This is a genomic window from Paraburkholderia sp. J63 (assembly GCF_905220245.1).
In the GTDB taxonomy this organism is placed as follows: Bacteria; Pseudomonadota; Gammaproteobacteria; order Burkholderiales; family Burkholderiaceae; genus Paraburkholderia.
On sequence record NZ_CAJMZF010000032.1, the window covers coordinates 64,478 to 85,724 of the forward strand.

19 protein-coding genes and 1 pseudogene are annotated in these 21,247 nt (G+C 66.2%); 12 read left to right on the forward strand and 8 right to left on the reverse strand.

Features of this window, described 5'->3' with window-relative positions; translation table 11 throughout:
• Nucleotides 1-396: 396 nt before the first annotated feature.
• From dksA to hslU, 3 genes are all read left to right on the forward strand, one after another.
• A complete protein-coding gene (gene dksA / locus U5775_RS27680; RefSeq protein ID WP_090541141.1) occupies nt 397-816 on the forward strand; it encodes an RNA polymerase-binding protein DksA in 420 nt (139 codons plus the stop codon).
• A 408-nt stretch (nt 817-1,224) separates the two neighbouring features.
• On the forward strand, nt 1,225-1,761 hold the full coding sequence (hslV, locus tag U5775_RS27685) for an ATP-dependent protease subunit HslV (RefSeq protein ID WP_322061292.1): 537 nt from the start codon (nt 1,225-1,227) through the stop codon (nt 1,759-1,761).
• A gap of 28 nt (nt 1,762-1,789) precedes the next feature.
• Complete coding sequence (gene hslU / locus U5775_RS27690; RefSeq protein WP_322061293.1) at nt 1,790-3,139, forward strand: ATP-dependent protease ATPase subunit HslU; 1,350 nt, start codon at nt 1,790-1,792, stop codon at nt 3,137-3,139.
• Between the two features lie 141 nt (nt 3,140-3,280).
• Here hslU and U5775_RS27695 read toward each other — a convergent pair whose 3' ends face one another.
• A complete protein-coding gene (locus U5775_RS27695; RefSeq protein WP_322061294.1) occupies nt 3,281-3,823 on the reverse strand; it encodes a response regulator transcription factor in 543 nt (180 codons plus the stop codon).
• Nucleotides 3,824-4,134: 311 nt separating this feature from the next.
• Nucleotides 4,135-5,334 (reverse strand): annotated as a pseudogene (locus U5775_RS27700) (ATP-binding protein); the annotation flags it as partial.
• A 117-nt stretch (nt 5,335-5,451) separates the two neighbouring features.
• Between U5775_RS27700 and U5775_RS27705 the strand changes: the two are divergent.
• Nucleotides 5,452-7,107, forward strand: coding sequence for a hypothetical protein (locus tag U5775_RS27705; protein WP_322061295.1), 1,656 nt, complete (start codon nt 5,452-5,454; stop codon nt 7,105-7,107).
• Between the two features lie 38 nt (nt 7,108-7,145).
• Here the strand turns inward: U5775_RS27705 and U5775_RS27710 are convergent, their stop codons facing one another.
• Nucleotides 7,146-7,376: a cysteine-rich CWC family protein gene (locus U5775_RS27710; RefSeq protein WP_322061296.1), complete on the reverse strand. Its 231-nt coding sequence runs from the start codon at nt 7,374-7,376 to the stop codon at nt 7,146-7,148.
• Between the two features lie 328 nt (nt 7,377-7,704).
• On the opposite strand from U5775_RS27710, the gene argB reads away from it, so the two are divergent.
• From argB to U5775_RS27750, 8 genes are all read left to right on the forward strand, one after another.
• The gene (argB, locus tag U5775_RS27715) at nt 7,705-8,604 is read left to right on the forward strand and encodes an acetylglutamate kinase (protein WP_028203194.1); all 900 of its coding nucleotides are present in this window, start codon (nt 7,705-7,707) and stop codon (nt 8,602-8,604) included.
• 53 nt (nt 8,605-8,657) lie between these two features.
• Entirely contained in the window at nt 8,658-9,458 is an 801-nt protein-coding gene (locus U5775_RS27720) for a pyrimidine 5'-nucleotidase (protein ID WP_415913669.1), read from the forward strand.
• A gap of 159 nt (nt 9,459-9,617) precedes the next feature.
• Nucleotides 9,618-10,304 (forward strand): nucleoid occlusion factor SlmA, encoded by a 687-nt coding sequence (slmA, locus tag U5775_RS27725; RefSeq protein ID WP_322061298.1) that lies wholly within the window; start codon nt 9,618-9,620, stop codon nt 10,302-10,304.
• A gap of 43 nt (nt 10,305-10,347) precedes the next feature.
• Complete coding sequence (locus U5775_RS27730) at nt 10,348-10,929, forward strand: HdeD family acid-resistance protein (RefSeq protein WP_322061299.1); 582 nt, start codon at nt 10,348-10,350, stop codon at nt 10,927-10,929.
• A 301-nt stretch (nt 10,930-11,230) separates the two neighbouring features.
• Nucleotides 11,231-12,376 (forward strand): homoserine O-succinyltransferase MetX, encoded by a 1,146-nt coding sequence (gene metX, locus U5775_RS27735; RefSeq protein ID WP_322061300.1) that lies wholly within the window; start codon nt 11,231-11,233, stop codon nt 12,374-12,376.
• On the forward strand, nt 12,373-12,981 hold the full coding sequence (gene metW, locus U5775_RS27740; RefSeq protein WP_322061301.1) for a methionine biosynthesis protein MetW: 609 nt from the start codon (nt 12,373-12,375) through the stop codon (nt 12,979-12,981). The genes metX and metW overlap by 4 nt, the downstream gene beginning before the upstream one ends.
• A 94-nt stretch (nt 12,982-13,075) precedes the next feature.
• Nucleotides 13,076-14,539 carry an AmpG family muropeptide MFS transporter gene (locus U5775_RS27745; RefSeq protein WP_322061302.1) on the forward strand — a complete coding sequence of 488 codons (1,464 nt, stop codon included), beginning with the start codon at nt 13,076-13,078 and terminating at the stop codon, nt 14,537-14,539.
• Entirely contained in the window at nt 14,536-15,819 is a 1,284-nt protein-coding gene (locus tag U5775_RS27750; RefSeq protein ID WP_322061303.1) for a M48 family metallopeptidase, read from the forward strand. The genes U5775_RS27745 and U5775_RS27750 overlap by 4 nt, the downstream gene beginning before the upstream one ends.
• 42 nt (nt 15,820-15,861) lie before the next feature.
• On the opposite strand, the gene U5775_RS27755 is transcribed toward U5775_RS27750, so the two are convergent.
• From U5775_RS27755 to gatC, 5 genes are all read right to left on the reverse strand, one after another.
• On the reverse strand, nt 15,862-16,644 hold the full coding sequence (locus U5775_RS27755) for an exodeoxyribonuclease III (RefSeq protein ID WP_322061304.1): 783 nt from the start codon (nt 16,642-16,644) through the stop codon (nt 15,862-15,864).
• A 69-nt stretch (nt 16,645-16,713) separates the two neighbouring features.
• Nucleotides 16,714-17,550, reverse strand: coding sequence for a PPK2 family polyphosphate kinase (locus U5775_RS27760; RefSeq protein ID WP_322061305.1), 837 nt, complete (start codon nt 17,548-17,550; stop codon nt 16,714-16,716).
• A 138-nt stretch (nt 17,551-17,688) separates the two neighbouring features.
• Nucleotides 17,689-19,164, reverse strand: a complete 1,476-nt coding sequence (gene gatB / locus U5775_RS27765; RefSeq protein ID WP_322061306.1) for an Asp-tRNA(Asn)/Glu-tRNA(Gln) amidotransferase subunit GatB — start codon at nt 19,162-19,164, stop codon at nt 17,689-17,691.
• A 2-nt stretch (nt 19,165-19,166) separates the two neighbouring features.
• Complete coding sequence (gene gatA, locus U5775_RS27770) at nt 19,167-20,657, reverse strand: Asp-tRNA(Asn)/Glu-tRNA(Gln) amidotransferase subunit GatA (protein WP_322061307.1); 1,491 nt, start codon at nt 20,655-20,657, stop codon at nt 19,167-19,169.
• 167 nt (nt 20,658-20,824) lie between these two features.
• Nucleotides 20,825-21,124 (reverse strand): Asp-tRNA(Asn)/Glu-tRNA(Gln) amidotransferase subunit GatC, encoded by a 300-nt coding sequence (gene gatC, locus U5775_RS27775; RefSeq protein WP_322061308.1) that lies wholly within the window; start codon nt 21,122-21,124, stop codon nt 20,825-20,827.
• Nucleotides 21,125-21,247 lie beyond the last annotated feature (123 nt).

Here is a 21,247-nt window from a genome sequence, read left to right on the forward strand (position 1 = left end):
TGGATATCGAACGTTGACGAAAGCCGCTCATACAGGGATTTCCCGCTTGCGGCGCGAGTTTGCGGTTCGGTTACAATACGGCCCCACTGGAAAGAGAGGCGCCCCGGAACAGATATTTGAGCGAATTCCGGCAGGATGTCGCCCCCCGGCCGCGCATCGCGTCGCAGCGCGCAGCCGGTACGAAATATGCCTCAGAAGCATCTGAACAACGGTTTCCAGAGGAGTTCGGCCCCGCAGCGGCGCTCAGGCGTCACGACAATTCATCGTCTGTGCCAGCCGGCGCGTACATTGGCGCGATAAAAGCGCGCGTAAAAAGTGGGAAAGGCCACTGCGGGCAACACAAAAGTGCAGGCAAGATGTGCCAGTTTTGCCTCACTCATTGAAGAAGCAAGCCAGATGACGACGAAACGACTCTTGACCGAAGCCGAAATCCTGAAGATGAGCGACAAGGATTACATGAACGAGGATCAGCTCGCCTTCTTCAAGAACCGGCTCGAACAGCTGCAGGCGGAAATCCTCCGCAATGCGGGCCAGACCACCGAGAATCTGCGCGAAACGGTCATCGTGCCGGACCCGGCCGACCGCGCGACGATCGAGGAAGAGCATGCGCTCGAGCTGCGCACGCGCGACCGCGAGCGCAAGCTGCTGAAGAAGGTTCAGCAATCGCTCGCGCGCATCGATGCGGGCGATTACGGGTGGTGCGAGGAAACCGGTGAGCCCATCGGCATTCCGCGTCTGCTCGCGCGCCCCACCGCCACGCTCTCGCTCGAAGCGCAAGAGCGCCGCGAGCTGCGCCAGAAGCTGTTCGGCGATTGATTGGCTGCCGGCGCCGCCGCACGGCGGGTGCCGGATTTTGCTGCCTTCCTTGTCGAAGCGCACGGAGCCCCGTGCGCTTTTTTGTTTGCGCGTCCGACGCCGTGCGCGCGTGCCCATTGCGCATTGCCGCATGATGGGCCGATAACGGGCCAAGCCCCGCGCCAGCCGGCACCGGCGGCGTAAAGCCGGCTCGTCCCGCCGCTTCCCTCTCCCACGCTTATCCCGATTTCTGCGCCGCGAGCCCTTGAACTGCCCGCTGCCGCCCTAAACTTCTACCGACACGCCTGCTCGCGCGCCCGGATTCCAGCGTTGGCGCGCGCGGCGCGTACCGAATCCGACTATGCGGCGCGGCGGCCACCGCCGCGCCGCTCCAGCCCTGCCTGGCATCAACGGTAAAAAGGAACGCACATGGAGCAATTTCACGGCACGACGATCGTTTCCGTGCGGCGCGGCGACAAGGTCGCGCTCGGCGGCGACGGTCAGGTCACCCTCGGCAACATCGTCATGAAGGGGGGCGCGAAGAAGGTCCGGCGCATCTACGGCGGCAAGGTCATGGTGGGCTTTGCAGGCGGCACGGCCGATGCGTTCTCGTTGCTCGACCGCTTCGAAGCCAAGCTCGAAAAGCATCAGGGCAACCTCACGCGCGCGGCGGTCGAGCTCGCGAAGGACTGGCGCACCGACCGCATGCTGCGCCGCCTCGAAGCCATGCTGATCGCCGCCGACGCGCAAACCACACTCGTCATCACCGGCAACGGCGACGTGCTCGACCCCGAGGAAGGCATCTGCGCGATCGGCTCGGGCGGCGCGTATGCGCAGGCCGCGGCCCGCGCGCTCATGGAGAACACCGCGCTCTCGCCGCGCGAGATCGTCGAAAAGTCGCTCGAAATCGCGGGCGACATGTGCATCTACACGAATCACAACCGCGTGATCGAAACCATCGAGTAATTCGCCGGACAGAGGACAAGGAATCAGGATGAGCACCATGACCCCCGCCGAGATCGTCTCGGAACTCGACAAGCACATCATCGGCCAGGCGAACGCGAAGAAGGCCGTGGCCGTCGCGCTGCGCAACCGCTGGCGCCGCCAGCAGGTGGCCGAGCCGCTGCGCCAGGAAATCACGCCGAAGAACATCCTCATGATCGGGCCGACGGGCGTCGGCAAGACCGAAATCGCGCGGCGTCTCGCCAAGCTCGCGGACGCGCCCTTCATCAAGATCGAAGCGACCAAGTTCACCGAAGTGGGCTACGTGGGCCGCGACGTGGACAGCATCGTGCGCGACCTCATCGAAATCTCGGTGAAGCAGACGCGCGAGACGGAAATGCGCAAGGTGCGCAGCAAGGCCACCGATCAGGCCGAAGACCGTATCCTCGACATCCTGTTGCCGAGCGCGCGTCCAGTGGGCTTCGGTTCGTCCGATGCGGGCAGCCACACCGAAGGCGGCGATAACGCCACGCGTCAGACCTTCCGCAAGCGCCTGCGCGAAGGCCAGCTCGACGACAAGGAAATCGAGCTCGACGTCGAGCAGCCGCAAGTGGGCATGGACATCATGGGCCCGCCGGGCATGGAAGACATGACCGAGCAGATCCGCTCGATGTTCGCCAATCTCGGCGGCGGCAAGAAAATGCGCCGCAAGCTCAAGGTGAAGGAAGCGCTCAAGGTTCTCACCGACGAAGAAGCGTCGAAGATGCTCAACGACGAAGAGGTCAAGGCCAAGGCGGTGCAGAACGTCGAGCAGAACGGCATTGTGTTCCTCGACGAAATCGACAAGATCGCCTCGCGCAACAACGAGGGCAGCGGCGGCGAAGTCTCGCGCCAGGGCGTGCAGCGCGATCTGCTGCCGCTCGTCGAAGGCACGACCATCAACACGAAGTACGGGATGGTGAAGACCGATCACATCCTGTTCATCGCGAGCGGCGCGTTCCATCTCTCGAAGCCTAGCGATCTGATTCCCGAATTGCAGGGACGCTTTCCGATCCGCGTGGAACTCGATTCGCTGTCTGTGAAGGACTTCGAAGCGATTCTGGTCGCCACCGACGCGAGCCTCGTCAAGCAGTACCAGGCGCTGCTCGCGACAGAAGACGTGCAGCTCGATTTCGCCGAGGACGGCATTCGCCGTCTCGCGGAAATCGCGTTCTCCGTGAACGAGAAGACCGAGAACATCGGCGCGCGCCGTCTCTACACGGTCATCGAAAAGCTGCTGGAAGACGTCTCGTTCGCGGCCGGCAATCATGCGGGCAAGAGCGTGACCATCGACGCGGCCTATGTCGACAAGGCGCTCGGTGAAGTCGCGCAGGACGAGGATCTGTCGCGCTACGTGCTGTAACGGTATGGACTTGCCGCGCTAGTCGCGTGCGCTGAAACCTGGCGCACGCGCAGGCTGGAACGAAAAGGGGCTCCGCGCCAAGGCGGGAGCCCCTTTACTTTTGTGCAGTTCTCAGGCGCTTTATGGGCGCCTTGTATGCGCTTACTGGCGCACCGGCCGCTTCGCGAGCTTGCGCTGCAGCGTGCGCCGATGCATGTTGAGCGCGCGCGCCGTAGCCGAAATGTTGCCGCCGTGCTCGGCCAGCACGCGCTGGATGTGCTCCCATTCGAGGCGCGCGACCGACAGCGGCGCGGGATGCTCGATGGCGGCCTCGGCCTGCAGCGCGCTCGCATCGCCCTGCAACGCGGTGAGGATCATTTCCACGTTCGCCGGCTTGGCGAGATAGTTGTCCGCGCCATCCTTCACGGCCTGCACCGCCGTCGCGATGCTCGCGTAGCCCGTGAGCACGAGCATGCGCGCGTCGGGCTGCAGGTTGCGCAGCGGCGCGATCAGCGAGAGGCCCGAGTCGTTGCCCAGATGCAGGTCGACGGTGATCTGCGAGAACTTCTGCTGATTCGCGAAGCGGATCGCCTCTTCGGCGTTGTGCGCCTGCTGCACCTGGTAGCCGCGTCGCGTGAGGCCGCGCGTGAGGATGTCGGAAAACACTTCGTCGTCGTCGATCACCAGGAAATTCATATCGCTCATACTGCTTCTCCGTGTTGTCAGGCGGCGTCGGGCCGGCCTGGTCCTTCGCCTCGTCCAATTTCCGAACTCCGGGCCGCAGCGTCGCTGCGCGCCGCCTCGCTCGACGCGGTGCTCGACGCATGATTCGACTGCGCCGCCGGGACCGCCCTCACCGGCACGTGCAGCACCGCACGCGTGCCGCGCGGCTTGCGCCCGCGCACGCCGCCGGTTGTCGCGCCCGCGCCCGTGACCGGGAGTTCCCGCGTGCTTGCGTAGGGCGCCGCAGCGTCGTCCGGCGTGGCCTCGGCCCCGGCGCCTGGCACGGCGCCGCCCGCCGAAACATCGGCGAGATCGATCGACCCGCCCAGCCGCGCCACCGACGAAAACGCGAGATACAGCCCCACGCCATGGCCGCCCTGCGTGCTTTCCACGGGCGCCGCGCCAAGCGATGCGCGTAGCGCCAACGGGATGCCCGGTCCCGCATCGCAGACTTCGAAATCGATATAGCCCGCGCGCGACGCGGGATACGCACGCAGCGTCACGAAATCGCGGCTCGCGCGCGCGGCGTTGTCGAGCAGGATCGTGAGGATCTGGCCGACCGCGACGGTGTCGTCGAGGCAGAGATCGTCGGGCGCATTGCTGAGCAGTTCGAACTTCACGTGCGGATGGCGCAAGCGCCATTGCTCGACGAACGGCCCGAGCCACTCGCTCACGGCCTGGCGGCTACCCGTGGACGACGCGCGGCTGCGCAGCCGCGCGAGCGCCGAGGTGCAAAGCGTGATCTGCTTGTCGAGCAGTTCGAGGTCGGCGCCATACGGCGCGAGACCCTTGTCGGTGCGCGCGATGTCGCGCAATTCCTCGGTGAGCATCGCGATGCTCGAAAGCGGCGTGCCGATCTCGTGCGCGACGGTGGCCGCCTGCACCCCGAGCGCGACCGCGCGCTCGTCGCGCAGAAGGCGCTGCTGCGCGTCGGCGAGCGCGGCTTCGCGCTGGCGCAGCGCGCGCGACATGCGCGCGACGAACCACACGATGAGCGCCACGCTCACCATGAAGTTCACCCACATGCCCGCGCGGTAGTAATCGAAGAGATTCGCGGGATTGTCGAGATTGAGCGGAACGTTGTCGAAACCGAGCAGTACGTAACAAGCCACGGCGAAGCACGCGAGCCACGCGGTGAGATACCACGGCAGCACGGCCGCCGCGATCGCGAGCGAGGGCAGATAGAGCGAGACGAACGGATTGGTCGTGCCGCCCGAGAGGAACAGCAGCGCGGAAAGCGCGCCGAGGTCGACCCAGAGCTGGCCGAACAATTCGAGATTGGATTCGGGACGGTCCTGCGTGACGCGCAGCCAGGTGACGCCGTTGAACGCCACTTCCATGGCGATCACGAACAGCATGGCAGGCAGCGGCAACTGCACACCAAAGAAGAATTGCACGAAGGCGATCGTGCAGAGCTGGCCGATGATGGCGAGACTGCGCAGCCAGAACAAATGGCTGAGATTGACGCGGGCACTGACGGTTATGCGATGCATGGGGTCAGTTTACCTGTTCGGACACGTCTGATTCATCATCTTGAAAAGGTTTGCTTCAATCTAAGTCATCCACCCGCTACATGGGAAACGGCACTTTCCGACAGGACGATTTACCCGATGCAGACTCATCTTCCCGACACGCTTGCGCGTATGTGTGAGCTATTCCTGGATTTCGTCGACGCCGCAACGGCTGACGCAACCGGCAAAGCCGACGCGGCTGTCGTCCGCGAATTGCTGGTGAAGGCTCGCGCCTCGCTGCAAGGCCTCGACGACGATACGCTCATGCGCATCGCGGCAAGCGCCGGAGAACCCGCGCGGGCCAGCGAGGCCGTGCGCCTGAGCGCCGCGATCGCGAGACTCGAACCCAAGCGGGCCGCCGCATGGTTCGCCGCGGGCCTCGCACTCCAGTTCGCCAACCGCCACGCCGACGCCATAGCACCTTACCGCCGCGCGCTCGCAATCGAGCGAACGTTTCCTAATCTGCGTAACAATCTTGCCGGCGCATTGATCCAAATCAAATCAGACAGCAATGAGATCGTCGCGCTGCTCGAAGAGACCATCGCGGCGAATCCCGACGATGCCAATGCCTGGATCAACCTCGGCCGCGTGCTGCCCAGCGACACCGACGCGACGCGCCCGCTCGAAGCGGGCCGACGCGCGCTCGCGCTCGCGCCGCATAGCGCGCTGGCCGCGAACAACTACGCGATGGCGTGCCGCGAAGCGCAGCAATGGGACGAAGCCGAGCGGGCCGCACGCAGCGCTTGCCAGTATGCGCCGAACGACGCATCGACACGTCTGAACCTGTCGATGATCGAGCTCCTGCGCGGCAACTTCGCTGAAGGCTGGCTGGGACATGAGCTGCGCTGGCAAGGCGCCAGCGAACTGGCCGCGGGCCGCCCCGCGTTCCTCCAACCCCAATGGCGAGGCGAGCCGCTCGCGGGGCGCACCTTGCTGGTGTGGGGGGAGCAAGGCATGGGCGACCTGCTGCAGTTCTGCCGCTATGTGCCGATGCTGGCCGAGCGCGTGCATCGCGAAGGCGGCCGGCTCGTCTGGAATTCGTTCCCGCAGATGGGCGCGCTGCTCGCCCGCAGCCTCGGCGGCCATTGCGATCTCTACTGCGTGGGCGGCCCGGTCGAGGCCTTGCCGCCTCACGACTGCGAGGTGTCGCTGCTGAGCCTGCCGTTGATTTTCGGCACGCGCGAAGAGACGATTCCGGCTCCGGTGCGCTATCTCGCGCCTGAGCCCGCCGCGGCGGCGCGCTGGCGCGAACGGCTCGCGGGGGAAAAGCGCCTGAAAGTCGGGCTCGCGTGGACGGGCAGCCTCACGCACAAGCGCAATCCGTTCCGGCGCGTCGGGCTCGAGCGGTTCGCGGCGCATTTCGCGGGCATCGCCGACGCCGCGTTCTACTCGTTGCAGCCGGAGGCGGGCGCCGACGTCGAGGCCGCGCGCGCGGCGGGCTTCGAGATCGCCGACTTCAGCGCCGAATGGCGCAGCTTCGACGATACCGCCGCGTTCGTCGACGCGCTCGATCTCGTGATCTCGGTCTGCACGTCGAGCGCGCATCTGGCGGGCGCGCTCGGCCAGCGCACCTGGGTGCTGCTGGACGTGAATCCGCATTGGGTCTGGGAGCTCGAGCGGCGCGACAGCCCGTGGTATCCGCACACGACGCTGTATCGGCAAAAGCAGTTCCGGGAGTGGGGGCCGGTGCTCGACGAGGTGAGCGCCGACCTCGCGAAACTCGCCGGCGATCATCGGGCGAGCCTGGGGACTTAGCGGCCTGGCGACTCGGTAACCTGGAGCGGCCCGGAGACTCAGCGGCGCTCGCCCGCGTTCTGGGGCGCCGCGCCCGCGGCGACGGCGGCAGCGAGGCACTCGGGACACAGGCAACGTCCGCGCGGGTCGAGCTGGCTCGCGGGCACGGCGGGCAGCGTCTTGCACCAGCAGTCGAACGGCTCGGTGTGCCTGCCGCAGTCGAACGCGCGGCCGCAACGCGGGCAACGTGCGCTCTTGACGGCGTGGGCGGGGCTTGCGGGGGCGGTCATGGCGGCGCGCTCCTGGCGAGGCCGGATTCGGAGATGGGAAAATGATGCCACAGGATCGCGCCCGCGCCCGAGGTTCTCCCATCGAACCGGTTTGGGCGGAAATCGCGCATGATCGCCTGGAATTCGTGTCAATTGTGCGCGACGGCGCGAGAGGCGCGGCGCCCCGTTGCGCCGCCGCCCGCCCACCCTCTCGAAAACCCTGCTGCACCGCGCCAGTCCTGTACAATTCGGCCTGTTTCAGCCGTGCTTTAATGAACGCGCCTGATTCAGCCGTATTTGTACGTATTCGCCACGTTTTCGCCCCGTTTTCCTGTCCAGTTCCGCCGCCATGTCCGAGCCCATCGACCTCTCGCAGATCGCACCCACCCTGAAAGCCGAAATCCTGGCCGAAGCGCTGCCCTACATCCGCCAGTATCACGGCAAGACCGTCGTCATCAAGTACGGCGGCAATGCCATGACCGAAGAGCGGCTCAAGCAGGGCTTCGCGCGCGACGTCATCCTGCTCAAGCTCGTGGGCATCAATCCGGTCATCGTGCACGGCGGCGGCCCGCAGATCGACACGGCGCTCAAGAAGATCGGCAAGCAAGGCACGTTCATCCAGGGCATGCGCGTCACGGACGAAGAGACCATGGAGGTCGTCGAGTGGGTGCTCGGCGGCGAGGTGCAGCAGGACATCGTCACGCTCATCAATCACTTCGGCGGCCATGCGGTCGGCCTGACCGGCAAGGACGGCGGCCTGATCCACGCGCGCAAGCTGATGATGCCGGACCGCGACAACCCGGGTCAGTACATCGACATCGGCCAGGTGGGCGAAGTCGAGGCGATCAATCCGGCCGTCGTGAAGGCGCTCCAGGACGACGCGTTCATTCCGGTGATCTCGCCGATCGGCTTCGGCGAGGACGGCCTTTCGTACAACATCAACGCCGATCTGGTGGCGGGCAAGCTCGCGGTCGTGCTCAACGCCGAGAAACTCGTGATGATGACGAACATCCCCGGCGTGATGGACAAGGCGGGCAACCTGCTCACCGATCTCTCGGCGCGCGAGATCGACGCGCTCTTCGAAGACGGCACGATCTCGGGCGGCATGCTGCCGAAGATCTCGTCGGCGCTCGACGCGGCCAAGAGCGGCGTGCGCTCCGTGCACATCATCGACGGCCGCATCGAGCACTCGGTGCTGCTCGAAATCCTGACCGAGCAGCCGTTCGGCACGATGATCCGCTCGCACTGAGCGGCTCCCTGACCGGCGGCGGCGCCTTGCTGCCGCCGCATCTCACGCCCACCATGACCGTCTCCCGCCCGCACGCCAGGCGCCGGCCGCGACGCGTCGCCCATGCGTCGGGCGTTCGCGGCCCGGGCTACGGTGCTCCCAGCGAGCGCATGCCCGCCGCACGCAGCCCCGTCTGGCTATTCGACCTCGACAACACACTGCACTGCGCCTCGCGCGCGATCTTCCCCGCCATCAATCGCGGCATGACGCAGTACATCGTCGATACGCTTGGCGTGAGCCAGGACGTCGCGAACCATCTGCGCACGAGCTACACGCACCGCTACGGCGCAGCACTGCTGGGCCTCACGCGCCATCACCGGATCGATGCGCACGATTTCCTGAAGGTCGTGCACACCTTCGACGATCTGCCCACGATGCTGCACGCCGAGCGCGGCCTCGCGCGCACGCTCGCGGCGCTGCCCGGCCGCAAGATCGTGCTGACCAACGGCCCCACCGATTACGCGCACGCGGTGCTCGCGGCGCTCGGCATCGAGCGGCTGTTCGAGCGCGTCGTGGCGATCGAGCACATGCGCACGCGCGAGCGCTGGCGCGCCAAGCCCGATCCCGCAATGCTGCGCAAGACGCTGCGCGACGCGCGCGTGGCGTTCGCCGACGCGATCCTCGTCGAGGACACGCGCGGGCATCTGAAGCGCTACCGGCGTCTCGGCATCCGCACGGTCTGGATCACGGGGCATCTGCCCACGCGCATGGCGCGCGACGGGCGGCCCCACTATGTCGATCATTGCGTTCGTTCGCTAAAATCGCTGGGACGCGGCCTGCAAAGCGGCGCATTGCGCAGCCGGGCGCGCGCCTGAGCGCGTCAACGAAAGCAAACAGCAGCGCAAACGCAACAAGAAAACAGCAAAAACGCAGCGAATCCGGAGCCGCAACCCATCCGGAGCGACAATAAACGGCAAGACTCAAGCGGCCCGGCGGGATTGCAGCCCGCCAGCCGGACCCAGGGGGCGACATTCATGCAGCCGATCGAAACGCGTGACCCAGTCGTAGCAACCACAGCAGCCGAATCTCCAGACGCCGCACCGCGCCGCGGCACCCGTCCGAAGCCGGGCGAGCGCCGCGTGCATATCCTCCAGACGCTCGCGTCGATGCTCGAAACGCCGCGCGGAGAAAAGATCACCACCGCCGCGCTCGCCGCGCGCCTGAACGTCTCCGAGGCCGCGCTCTATCGCCATTTCGCGAGCAAGGCGCAGATGTACGAAGGCCTCATCGACTTCATCGAGCAGACGCTGTTCCAGTTGATCAACCAGATCGTCGCGAAGGAGCCGAGCGGCGCTTTGCAGGCGCGCGCGATCGCCCTGATGCTGATTCAGTTTTCGGCGAAGAACGCCGGCATGACGCGCGTGCTGACCTGCGAGGCGCTCGTGGGCGAGCACGAGCGCCTCGCCGAACGCGTGAACCAGATGCTCGACCGCATCGAGGCCACCTTGCGCCAGTGCCTGCGCGTGAGCCTCGCGGAGCAGGCGCAAGCCGCGGGCGGCACGGCCGAAGGCCGCTTGTCGAAAACCGGTTACGATCCCGCTGTTCGCGCCAATTTGCTCGTGCGCTACGTGATCGGTTGCTGGCACCGCTATGCGCAAAGCGGCTTCAAGCGCTCGCCCAGCGAGCACGCCGACGAGCAGATTCGCGTGATTCTTCAGTAGCGCGGCCAAGCAGGAGGCGCGCATCGACAAGGAGAAGATACGCATGAATCGTCCAGTCCCGCCCGCCGCCCTGCCCATTCTCGCCGGCCTCTCCGCCCATTGGGGGTGGCTGCTCGCGCGCGGCATTGCCGCCATCGTGTTCGGCGTGCTCGCGTTCGCCTGGCCCGGCCTCACCGTGCTCACGCTCGCCATCGTCTGGGGCGCCTACGCGATCGTCGACGGCGCCTTCGCGCTCCTCTACGGCGCGCGCGGCGGCGGCACGCGGCGCTGGTCGTATATCGTCGTGGGGCTGATCGGCCTGATCGCGGGGCTCGTGGCGTTCTTCTGGCCCGGCGAGACGGCCATCGTCCTCGTGATGATCATCGGCTTCTGGGCGCTCGCCGTGGGCGTGTTCGAGATCATCTACGCGATCCAGTACCGCCACGCGATCGCGCATCCGTGGGCGGTCGGCCTTTCGGGGCTGCTCTCCGCCGCGGTGGGCTTCTTCATCATCATGTTCCCGGGCGCGGGCGCGCTCTCGCTCATCTGGGTGATCGCCGCCTACGCGATCCTTTACGGCGTCTTGATGATCGTCGCCGCGTTCGGCCTGCGCCGCTGGCGCAACGCGCATCCGGCCGGCGTCTGAGCCGCGCGGCGCGCGAGCGGCGCACCAGCGGCACGCAAGCGCGCGCAGCGCCGCTCGCGCGCCGGTTCGGCTGCGTTAATGTACGAGGGTGCGGGGCGCCTGGCGTTTTCCGTTATACTTTGCGTTCGTTGTGCATCACCCACGCGCCGATTTGCTGACTCGATTGCGGGCGCGTGAACCCTGGGCCTCAGGTCTGGAGTTCGATATAAATGCGGCTAAAGAGGTCGTCAGCTGCGCCAATCCTTTCGCACTCCGCGCCCGCCGACACCGTTTAGCCGCCCAGAAAACCAAGGCGGAACGAATGGAATCGATCGGCATCGTCGCTCCTCAAACACTGCATTTCGACGAGCCCCTGCAACTGCAGAACGGCACGGCGCTGGCCGGGTACGACCTCGTGGTCGAGACTTACGGCACGCTCAACGCCGCGCGCAGCAATGCGGTGCTCGTCTGTCACGCGCTCAATGCGTCGCATCACGTCGCGGGCGTCTACGCGGACAACCCGAAAGACGTCGGCTGGTGGGACAACATGGTGGGCCCGGGCAAGCCGCTCGACACCAACCGCTTCTTCGTGATCGGCGTGAACAACCTGGGCTCGTGCTTCGGCTCGACCGGCCCGATGAGCACGGACCCCGCCACGGGCAAGCCGTGGGGCGCGCGCTTTCCGGTGGTGACGGTGGAGGACTGGGTGGACGCCCAGGCGCGCGTGGCCGACCGCTTCGGCATCGAGAAGTTTGCCGCCGTGATGGGCGGCAGCCTCGGCGGCATGCAGGCGCTCGCCTGGAGCCTGCGCTATCCGGACCGGCTCGCGCACTGCATCGTGGTCGCCTCCACGCCCAAGCTCTCCGCGCAGAACATCGCGTTCAACGAGGTCGCGCGCTCGTCGATCCTCTCGGACCCCGACTTCCACGGCGGCGACTACTACGCGCACGACGTGAAGCCGAGGCGCGGCCTGCGCGTGGCGCGCATGATCGGGCACATCACCTATCTTTCGGACGACGACATGGCCGAGAAGTTCGGCCGCGCGCTGCGCCGCGCCGAGGGCGCCCAGAACGGCTACAACTTCAACTTCGACGTGGAGTTCGAGGTGGAGTCGTACCTGCGCTACCAGGGCGACAAGTTCGCCGATTACTTCGACGCCAACACGTATCTGCTCATCACGCGCGCGCTCGATTACTTCGATCCCGCCAAGGACTTCGACGGCGATCTCACGCGCGCGCTCGCGCACACGAAGGCGAAGTATCTCGTGGCGAGCTTTTCCACCGACTGGCGTTTCGCGCCCGCGCGCTCGCGCGAGCTCGTGAAGGCGCTGCTCGATCACAAGCGCCAGGTGACCTACGCCGAGATCGACGCGCCGCACGGCCACGACGCCTTCCTGCTCGACGACGCGCGCTATCACGGCGTCGTGCGCGCCTATTACGAACGCATTGCCAACGAGGTGGGCGCATGAACCAGAGCGCTTTAGACAGTCTTTCCGCCCGTCCCGACTTTCGCACCATCGCGCGCTGGGTCGAGCCGCGCTCGACCGTGCTCGATCTCGGCTGCGGCGACGGCGCGCTGCTCTCGCTGCTCTCCGAGGAACTCGAATGCTCGGGCTACGGCATCGAGATCAACGACGCGGGCGTGCTCGCCTCGACGAAAAACGGCATCAACGTGATCCAGCAGAATCTGGAGGACGGCCTGCGTCTTTTCGAAGACGCGAGCTTCGACTTCGCGATCCTCTCGCAGACCTTGCAGACCATTCACCAGACCGCCGCGATCCTGCGCGAGACGGCGCGCGTGGGCAAGGAATGCATCGTCTCGTTTCCGAACTTCGGCTACTGGCCGCACCGGCTTTCGGTGCTGCGCGGACGCATGCCGGTTTCGAAGTCGCTGCCTTACCAGTGGCACAACACGCCGAACGTGCGCGTGCTCACGGTGAAGGACTTCGAGGCGCTCGCGCCCGAGGTCGGCATCGAGATTCTCGACCGCGCCGTGCTGCACGGGGGCCAGACGGTTCGATGGGGCGTGAACTGGCGTGGTAGTCTTGCGGTCTATCGCGTAAAGAAGCGCTGACGCCGGCAGCGGCGTCGCGCCTCTTTCACAGATTACAGACCTGGAAACCACGCTGGTCACCGCGCCGCCGCCCTCCGACGACACTCCGGACGACATGCAGAATTCGCCCCAAGAGGCCAAGACCCACCCCTCCCAGACGTCCGAGGCGTCCGAGGCACCCCAAACGCCACCCACGCCGCACACGCCACACAACCTCGACGCACACGAAGAACACCCCGGCTGGCGCGCGTATCTGAACACGCACATGCTGATCTGCGTGTTTCTCGGCTTCACCTCGGGGCTGCCCCTCTTCACGCTCGTCTATCTCGTGCAGGCGTGGCTGCGCTCCGAGGGCGTCAATCTCAAGGAAATCGGCCTCTTTGCGCTGATCCAGTTTCCCTATACGTGGAAGTTCGTCTGGGCGCCGCTCATGGACCGCTACGTGCCGCGCCTGCCCGGCTGGCGTCCGGGGCGCAGGCGCGGCTGGATGCTCGTCACGCAGATTCTCGTGGCGGGCGCGATCGCCACGCTCGGCTTCGTCTCGCCGAGGGACTCGATCTGGACCGTGGCCGCGCTCACGGCGCTCGTGGCGCTCTTCGGCGCGAGCCAGGACATCGCCATCGACGCCTACCGGCGCGAGCTGCTCAAGGACACCGAGCAGGGCCTCGGCAATGCGGTGCACGTGAACGCGTACAAGATCGCGGCGCTCGTGCCGGGCTCGCTCGCGCTGATTCTCTCCGACCATCTGCCGTGGAGCACCGTGTTCGTCGTGACGGCGGCGTTCATGGTGCCCGGCATGATCATGTCGCTCGTGGTGAGCGAGCCCGAAGTGCACGGCGCGCCGCCGAAGAATCTGGGCCAGGCGATCGTGCAGCCGTTCGCCGAATTCGTGAAGCGCGACGGCCTGCGCGCGGCGCTCTTCGTGCTCGCGTTCATCTTTCTCTACAAGCTCGGCGACACGATGGCCACGACGCTGTCGACGTCGTTCTTCCTCGACATCGGCTACTCGCGCACCGAGATCGGCGTAATCGCGAAGATGACCGCGTTCGGCGCGAGTCTCGCGGGCGGCATCATCGGCGGCGTGGCGCTCGTGAAGATCGGCATCGGGCGCGGCCTGTGGATCTTCGGCTTCCTGCAGATGGTCTCGACGCTCGGCTTCGCCTGGCTCGCGCAACTCGGCCCGGGCTCGCACTCGCTTGCGCTCATCTATGATGCCATCGTGTCGGTGAGCCACGGCTTCGCGCATGTTGCCGGCATGGTCGGCCTGAACGCGCAGCTCGCGCTGGACCCGCGCGCCGCCGCGCTCGCGCTCGTCTACGGTCTGGAGACCTTCGCGACCGGCCTCACGCTCGCCGCCTTCACCGCGTATATCGCCAGCACGACCGATCCGCGCTACACGGCCACGCAATTCGCGCTGTTCACGAGCCTCGCTTCGGTGCCGCGCACGCTCGCGTCCGCGGCCAGCGGTTACGTGGTCGCGAAGATCGGCTGGTTCGACTATTTCATCGTCTGCACGGTGCTGGCTGTACCGGGTATGCTCCTGCTCATTCGTATCGCCCCGTGGAGAATCCGGTCGTGAAGTCCCCCCAGCATGCCGTGCCCGCCCATCGCCCGACGCCCGGCCGTCCGGGATGGCGCGACGCGCACCGAACAGCGGATCAGGGGCGGCGCGACGCGGGTGCAAATGTAGTTGCAAGCGCAGTTGCAAACGCGCGCGGCACGGGTTCGGCGGCGGCGTTACACGTGCGCATGCGCACGGCAAGCGGCGCGCTCGCGCTAGCTTTGGCGGCAACGCTACCCGTCTGGGGCATGCTCGATGCCGGGCTTGCCCGCGCCGCCGAGAATACGGCCGCCAGCGCACCTTCCAACTCAACCTCGAACGCAACCCCGAACGCGTCCAACGGCGCGTCCGGCAACACGTCAGCCACGCCGCCGGCGCCGCCCACCAGCGCCGCGGAAACGCCCGGCGCGGCCGCCGCATCCTCGGGCGAAAACGCACAGACGGCACCGGGCAACAATGCCGCCAACGCCAGCGGCCCGAACACGGGCCGCGTCGTGCGCTTCGGCAACATCGCGGCGTTTCGCAACCTGATTCCCTCGCCGATGCTCGAAGCGCAGGCCGCCGCCGAGTACAACGAGATCGTGCGCGGCGCGGCGCACTCGAAGCTGCTCTACCCCGACTCCGATCCGCACGTGCAGCGCGTGCGCGAGTTCGTCGACCGGCTCGCGCCCTATGCGCTCAAGTGGAGCGACCGCGTGAAGAGCTGGAAGTGGGAAGTGGCCGTGATCCGCTCGCCCGACATTCGCATGTACTGCCTGCCGGGCGGCAAGATCGTCGTGTACGGCGGCCTGCTCGACCGCGTGAAGCTCAACGACAACGAGCTCGGCATGCTGCTCGGCCACGAGATCGCGCATGCGGTGCGCGAGCACGTGCGCGAGCGCCTGGGCGAGCAGCAGGCTGCGCAGATCGAGGCGGGCGTGGTGCCGCAGCTGTTCGGGCTCGCCGATCTCGGCATGTTCCCGCTCGGCATCGGCTCGCGCCTCGTGGAGATGCACTATGGCCGCGACGACGAAACCGAAGCCGACGTGATCGGCAGCGACATCGCCGCGCGCGCGGGCTACGATCCGCGCGCGGCGCTCACGCTCTGGGACAAGCTCGCGGTGGCCACGCGCGCCGACCGCGACCAGGGCTTCATCTACGTGCATCCGTACACGCCGGCGCGGCGCGCCGACATCGCCAAGCGGCTCGCCGACATGATGCCGCTCTACGCGAAGGCGATCGGCAAGCCGCTCGCGAGCTTGCCCGACTATCAGGGCATTCCGGCGGTGCAAAAGCGCAAGGTGGTGTCCGCGCCTTGATGCCCGGCAACGACGCAGCGTCTTGCGCCGCGTCCCGCACGCTCAACGCTTCTTGATCTTGTAGTCGTAGTCGATGGTCAGCGGCGCGTGGTCGCTGAACTTGATGTCCTTGAAGATGGACGTGTGCTTCGCCGTGGCCGCGATGCCGGGCGTCGCGATCTCGTAGTCGATACGCCAGCCCACGTTCTTCGCGTAGGCCTGGCCGCGGTTGCTCCACCACGTGTACTGCTCGGGGCGCGGGTCGAGCGTGCGGAACACGTCGACGTAGCCCACGTCCTCGAAGAGCTTCGTGAGCCACGCGCGCTCCTCGGGCAGGCAGCCGGAGTTCTTCTGGTTGCCCTTCCAGTTCTTGATGTCGATTTCCTTGTGGACGATGTTGACGTCGCCGCACAGGATCACTTCGCGCTCGCGCTTGAGCTCTTCCAGATGCGGCAGGAACGCGTCCATGAAGCGGTACTTCGCCTCCTGGCGCTCATCGCCGCTCGAGCCCGAGGGCACGTAGACCGAAATCACCGAGAGCTTGCCGAAGCGCGTCTCGACGTAGCGGCCTTCGGCGTCGAACTCCTCGCTGCCGAAGCCGATGATCACGTCGTCGGGTTCGTGGCGCGTATAGACGCCCGCGCCGCTATAGCCCTTCTTCACGGCGTGCTGGAAATAGCCCTTGAAATCGTGGGGCGCCATGAATTCGGGCGTCATGTCGTCCTGCGAGCACTTGATTTCCTGCACGCAGAGTACGTCGGCGTTCTGCTCGCCGAACCATTCGAAGAAGCCCTTCTTCGCCGCGGAGCGGATGCCGTTGAGGTTCGCAGTGATCACACGCAGCATGTCTTCAGTCCTTTTGGTTTGCGCGGTTTGGGATGATGCCCGTGGACGCATTCGAGCCGCCGTGAGGCGTCACTCGATCGTCACGCCCTTGAGCTCGGGCTTGGCGGGCGGAAATTCGAGCTTGAGTCCGTCCATCAGGCGCAGCAGCAACTCGGCCACCATCACGTTGCGATGCGTCTTCGAGTCGGCGGGAATCACGTACCAGGGCGCGATTTCCGTGGACGTGGCCGCGAGCGCCTCGCGATACGCCGCCTGGTAGGCGTCCCAGTGCTGGCGCGCCTCGAGATCGGAAAGATCGAATTTCCAGTGCTTGGTGGGGTCGTCGATGCGCGACTGGAGGCGGCGGCGCTGCTCGTCCTTCGAGATGTGCAGCCAGCACTTGATGATGGTCGTGCCGTTCTCGGCGAGCATCTGCTCGAAGTCGCGGATCTGCCGGTAGCGGCGCTCGCATTCGCCCTTGTCGATCTGCTCCATCACGCGCGGCACGAGCACGTCTTCGTAATGGCTGCGGTTGAAGATGGCCAGCTCGCCCGCACCCGGCACCTGCATGTGCACGCGCCAGAGGAAATCGTGCGCCGCCTCGATGGGCGTGGGCGCGCGAAACGGCACGACGCGCAGGCCGAGCGGATCGACCTCGTGGAACACGCCGCGGATGGTGCCGTCCTTGCCGCTCGTGTCCATGCCTTGCAGCACCAGCAGCACGCGATGATGACGCTGCGCATGCAGGCGCTCCTGCTGCACGTCGAGCTTGGCGCCGATTTCCGCAAGACGCTCGCGGTCGCCGTCCTTGCTGCCGGTCGAGAATGGTTTCGTCGCCGGGTCGATCGCCTCGGGCGAGAACTTGTCCGCTTTCTTGTCGCCGAAATACGGCACGCGATAATCGTCGAGACTCGGGGACTTCGCCATCGCTATTGCTCTCCTTGTAGATTCGGCCGCCCGGACTCACGCAACTGGTTCAGCACCGGATTCAGGCACATGAAGCGGCAAGGCGGCGCCGCACACCTTGCACGACGCCGCCTCGCCAGCTTGCCGATCAACAGCGTATCAGCCCAGCTTCTTTTTCAGCAGTTCATTGACCTGCTGCGGGTTCGCCTTGCCCTTGGTGGCCTTCATCGCCTGGCCGATCAGCGCGTTGAACGCCTTTTCCTTGCCGGCGCGGAATTCCTCGACCGACTTCGGGTTCGCCGCGAGCACCTCGTCGATGATCGCTTCGAGCGCGCCGGTGTCCGAAATCTGCTTGAGGCCCTTCGCTTCAATGATGCGGTCCGCCGCGGCTTCGTCCGTTGCCTTCTCGTCCCACATCGCCTGGAACACTTCCTTCGCGATCTTGTTCGAGATCGTGCCGTCGGCGATGCGCTGGATCAGCAGCGCGAACTGCGCGGCCGACACCGGCGAGGCGTCGATCTCGAGGCCTTCGCGGTTCAGCTGCGAGGACACTTCGCCCATCAGCCAGTTCGCGGCGGCCTTCGCCTGGGGCGCGCCCGTCTTCGCCACGACGGCTTCGAAGTACGCGGCCATCGCCTTGCTCGACGTGAGCACGTTCGCGTCGTAGGGCGTCACGCCGTACTGCTCGACGAAGCGCGTCTGCATCGTCGCGGGCAATTCGGGCATCGCGCTCTTCACGCGCTCGATCCACGCCGCGTCGATCACGAGCGGCATCAGATCGGGGTCGGGGAAATAGCGGTAATCGTGCGCGTCTTCCTTGCTGCGCATCGAGCGCGTCTCGCGCTTGTCCGGGTCGTAGAGGCGCGTTTCCTGCACCACCGTGCCGCCGTCTTCGATCAGCTCGATCTGGCGGCGCACTTCGTACTGGATCGCTTCTTCGAGGAAGCGGAACGAGTTCAGGTTCTTGATCTCGGCGCGCGTGCCGAATTCCTTCTGGCCGACCGGGCGCACGGAGACGTTCGCGTCGCAGCGGAACGAGCCTTCCTGCATGTTGCCGTCGCAAATGCCGAGCCACACGACGAGCGTGTGCAGCGACTTCGCATACGCCACCGCCTCGGCGGCGCTGCGCATTTCAGGTTCCGTAACGATTTCGAGCAGCGGCGTGCCGGCGCGGTTCAGGTCGATGCCCGTCATGCCCGCGAAGTCTTCGTGCAGCGACTTGCCCGCGTCCTCTTCGAGGTGCGCGCGCGTGAGATTGATGGTCTTCTCGTACGCTTCCTTGCCGGCCTTTTCGTTGGCGGGCACCTGGATCGTGATCTTCCCGCCCTGCACGACCGGAATCTCGTACTGGCTGATCTGATAGCCCTTCGGCAGGTCCGGGTAGAAGTAATTCTTGCGCGCGAAGATGCTGCGCGGCGCGACCGCCGCGTCGATCGCGAGGCCGAAGCGGATCGCGCGCTCGACGGCGCCGCGGTTCATCACCGGCAGCACGCCCGGCAGCGCGAGATCGACGGGGCAGGCCTGCGTGTTCGGGGCCGCGCCGAATTGCGTCGACGCGCCCGAGAAGATCTTCGACGCCGTCGACAATTGCGCGTGCGTCTCGAGACCGATTACGACTTCCCACTGTGTAGCCATGTTCACACCCCTGCCGGCGCCTTGCGATGCCATTCGGTCGCGCGCTGGAAAGCGTCGGCGACCTGCAGCATGCGGGCCTCGTTGAAATAGTTGCCGACGATCTGCAGACCGACGGGACGCTGCGCGTTGGCCCCCGCGCCGAAGCCGCACGGCACGCTCATGCCGGGCAGGCCCGCGAGGCTCGTGGAAAGCGTGTAGATGTCCGCGAGATACATCTGCAGCGGATCGTCGCCCTTCGCGCCGATGTCCCATGCCACGCTGGGCGCGACGGGTCCCATGATCACGTCGCACTGCTTGAACGCTTCCTGGAAGTCCTGCGCGATGATGCGGCGGATCTTCTGCGCCTGCAGGTAGTACGCGTCGTAGTAGCCGTGCGACAGCACGTAGGTGCCCACGAGAATGCGGCGCTTCACTTCAGGGCCGAAGCCCTCTGCGCGCGACTTCTTGTACATGTCGGAGAGGTCGGTGTATTCGGCCGCGCGATGGCCGTAGCGCACGCCGTCGAAGCGCGAGAGGTTCGACGAGGCTTCCGCCGGCGCGATCACGTAATAGACGGGAATCGAGAGCTCGGTCTTCGGCAGCGTGACTTCCACGAGCGTCGCGCCAAGCGCTTCGTACACCTTGAGAGCGGCGTCGATGGCGGCGCGCACGTCGTCGGCAAGACCCGCGCCGAAGTATTCCTTCGGCAGGCCGATGCGCAGGCCCGCGAGCGGCTTGTCGGCCGTTGCGTTCGCACTCCACGTCTGACCCAGGTGGCGCGTGTAGTCTTCGTCGTCGCGCGTGAGGCTCGTGGAATCGCGCTCGTCGAAGCCCGCCATCGCATTGAGCAGCAGCGCGCAATCGGCGGCGCTCTGCGCGAATGGGCCGCCCTGGTCGAGCGACGAGGCGAACGCGATCATGCCGTAGCGCGAGACGCGGCCGTAAGTGGGCTTGATGCCCGTCACGCCCGAGAACGACGCGGGCTGACGGATCGAGCCGCCCGTGTCGGTGCCGGTGGCGGCGGGCGCGAGGCGCGCGGCCACGGCCGCGGCCGAGCCGCCCGACGAGCCGCCCGGCACGGCCTTTTTGTCCCACGGGTTCTTCACGGCGCCGAAATGCGAGTTCTCGTTGGACGAACCCATCGCGAATTCGTCCATGTTGGTCTTGCCGAGGCAGACCATGCCCGCGCGCTCGAGCCGCGCCACCACGGTCGCGTCGAACGGGCTCACATAGTTTGCAAGCATCTTCGAGCCGGCGGTCGAGCGCCAGCCGCGCGTGACGAACACGTCCTTGTGCGCGAGCGGAATGCCGGCGAGCGGGCCCGCGTGGCCCGAGTGCAGCAGCGCGTCGGCAGCCTTGGCCTGGGCGAGCGTCAATTCGGGATTGACGTCGACGAAGGCGTTCAAATCCTGATGTGCGTCAATTCGACCCAGAAAATGCTGGGCCAGTTCGACGGCGGAGCATGCCTTCGCGGCCAGCGCGGCGCGCAGTTCGGTCAAGCTTTTGTCATGCATTGCGTGATTCCTGGAAGAACGTAACGGCGCGCCCACAACGTTCGCACCGCCGGGAGCGCCTCGCGCGCGAGTGCCGCCGCGCCGCGCCGGATTCGGGTTTCCGCATTCCGGAAGTTAAAGTCATATGACTCGAACTTCATCGAAAATAACGGGAAATGAGCGCGTGTTTACTCAATTACGCGCGGCACGAGGTAAAGTCCGTCCTGTACCGCGGGCGCGGGACGCTGGAAAGCGTCGCGGTCCACGGTTTCGGTTACCGCGTCCTCGCGCAGCCGCAGCGCGACGTCTTCGATCTGCTCGATCGGATGCGCGAGCGGCGCGACGCCCGTCGTGTCCACGGCCTGCATCTGCTCGACGAGCCCGAAGAAGTTATTCAGGCGCTCGAGCGTATTGCCGGCCTCGGCTTCGGCCAGTTCGAGGCGCGCGAGATGCGCGATGCGCTTCACATCGGTCAGGGTCAGGGCCATGCGGGTCACCGGAAAAATTGAGGCTGAGGCAGTGCGGAAAAATCGGTGCTGCAACAGCGGTTTATCGCACCCGATCCGGGGGTAGAAGAAAGCTTCGGCGAAGTCAAAAACTGCCTTCCGGAT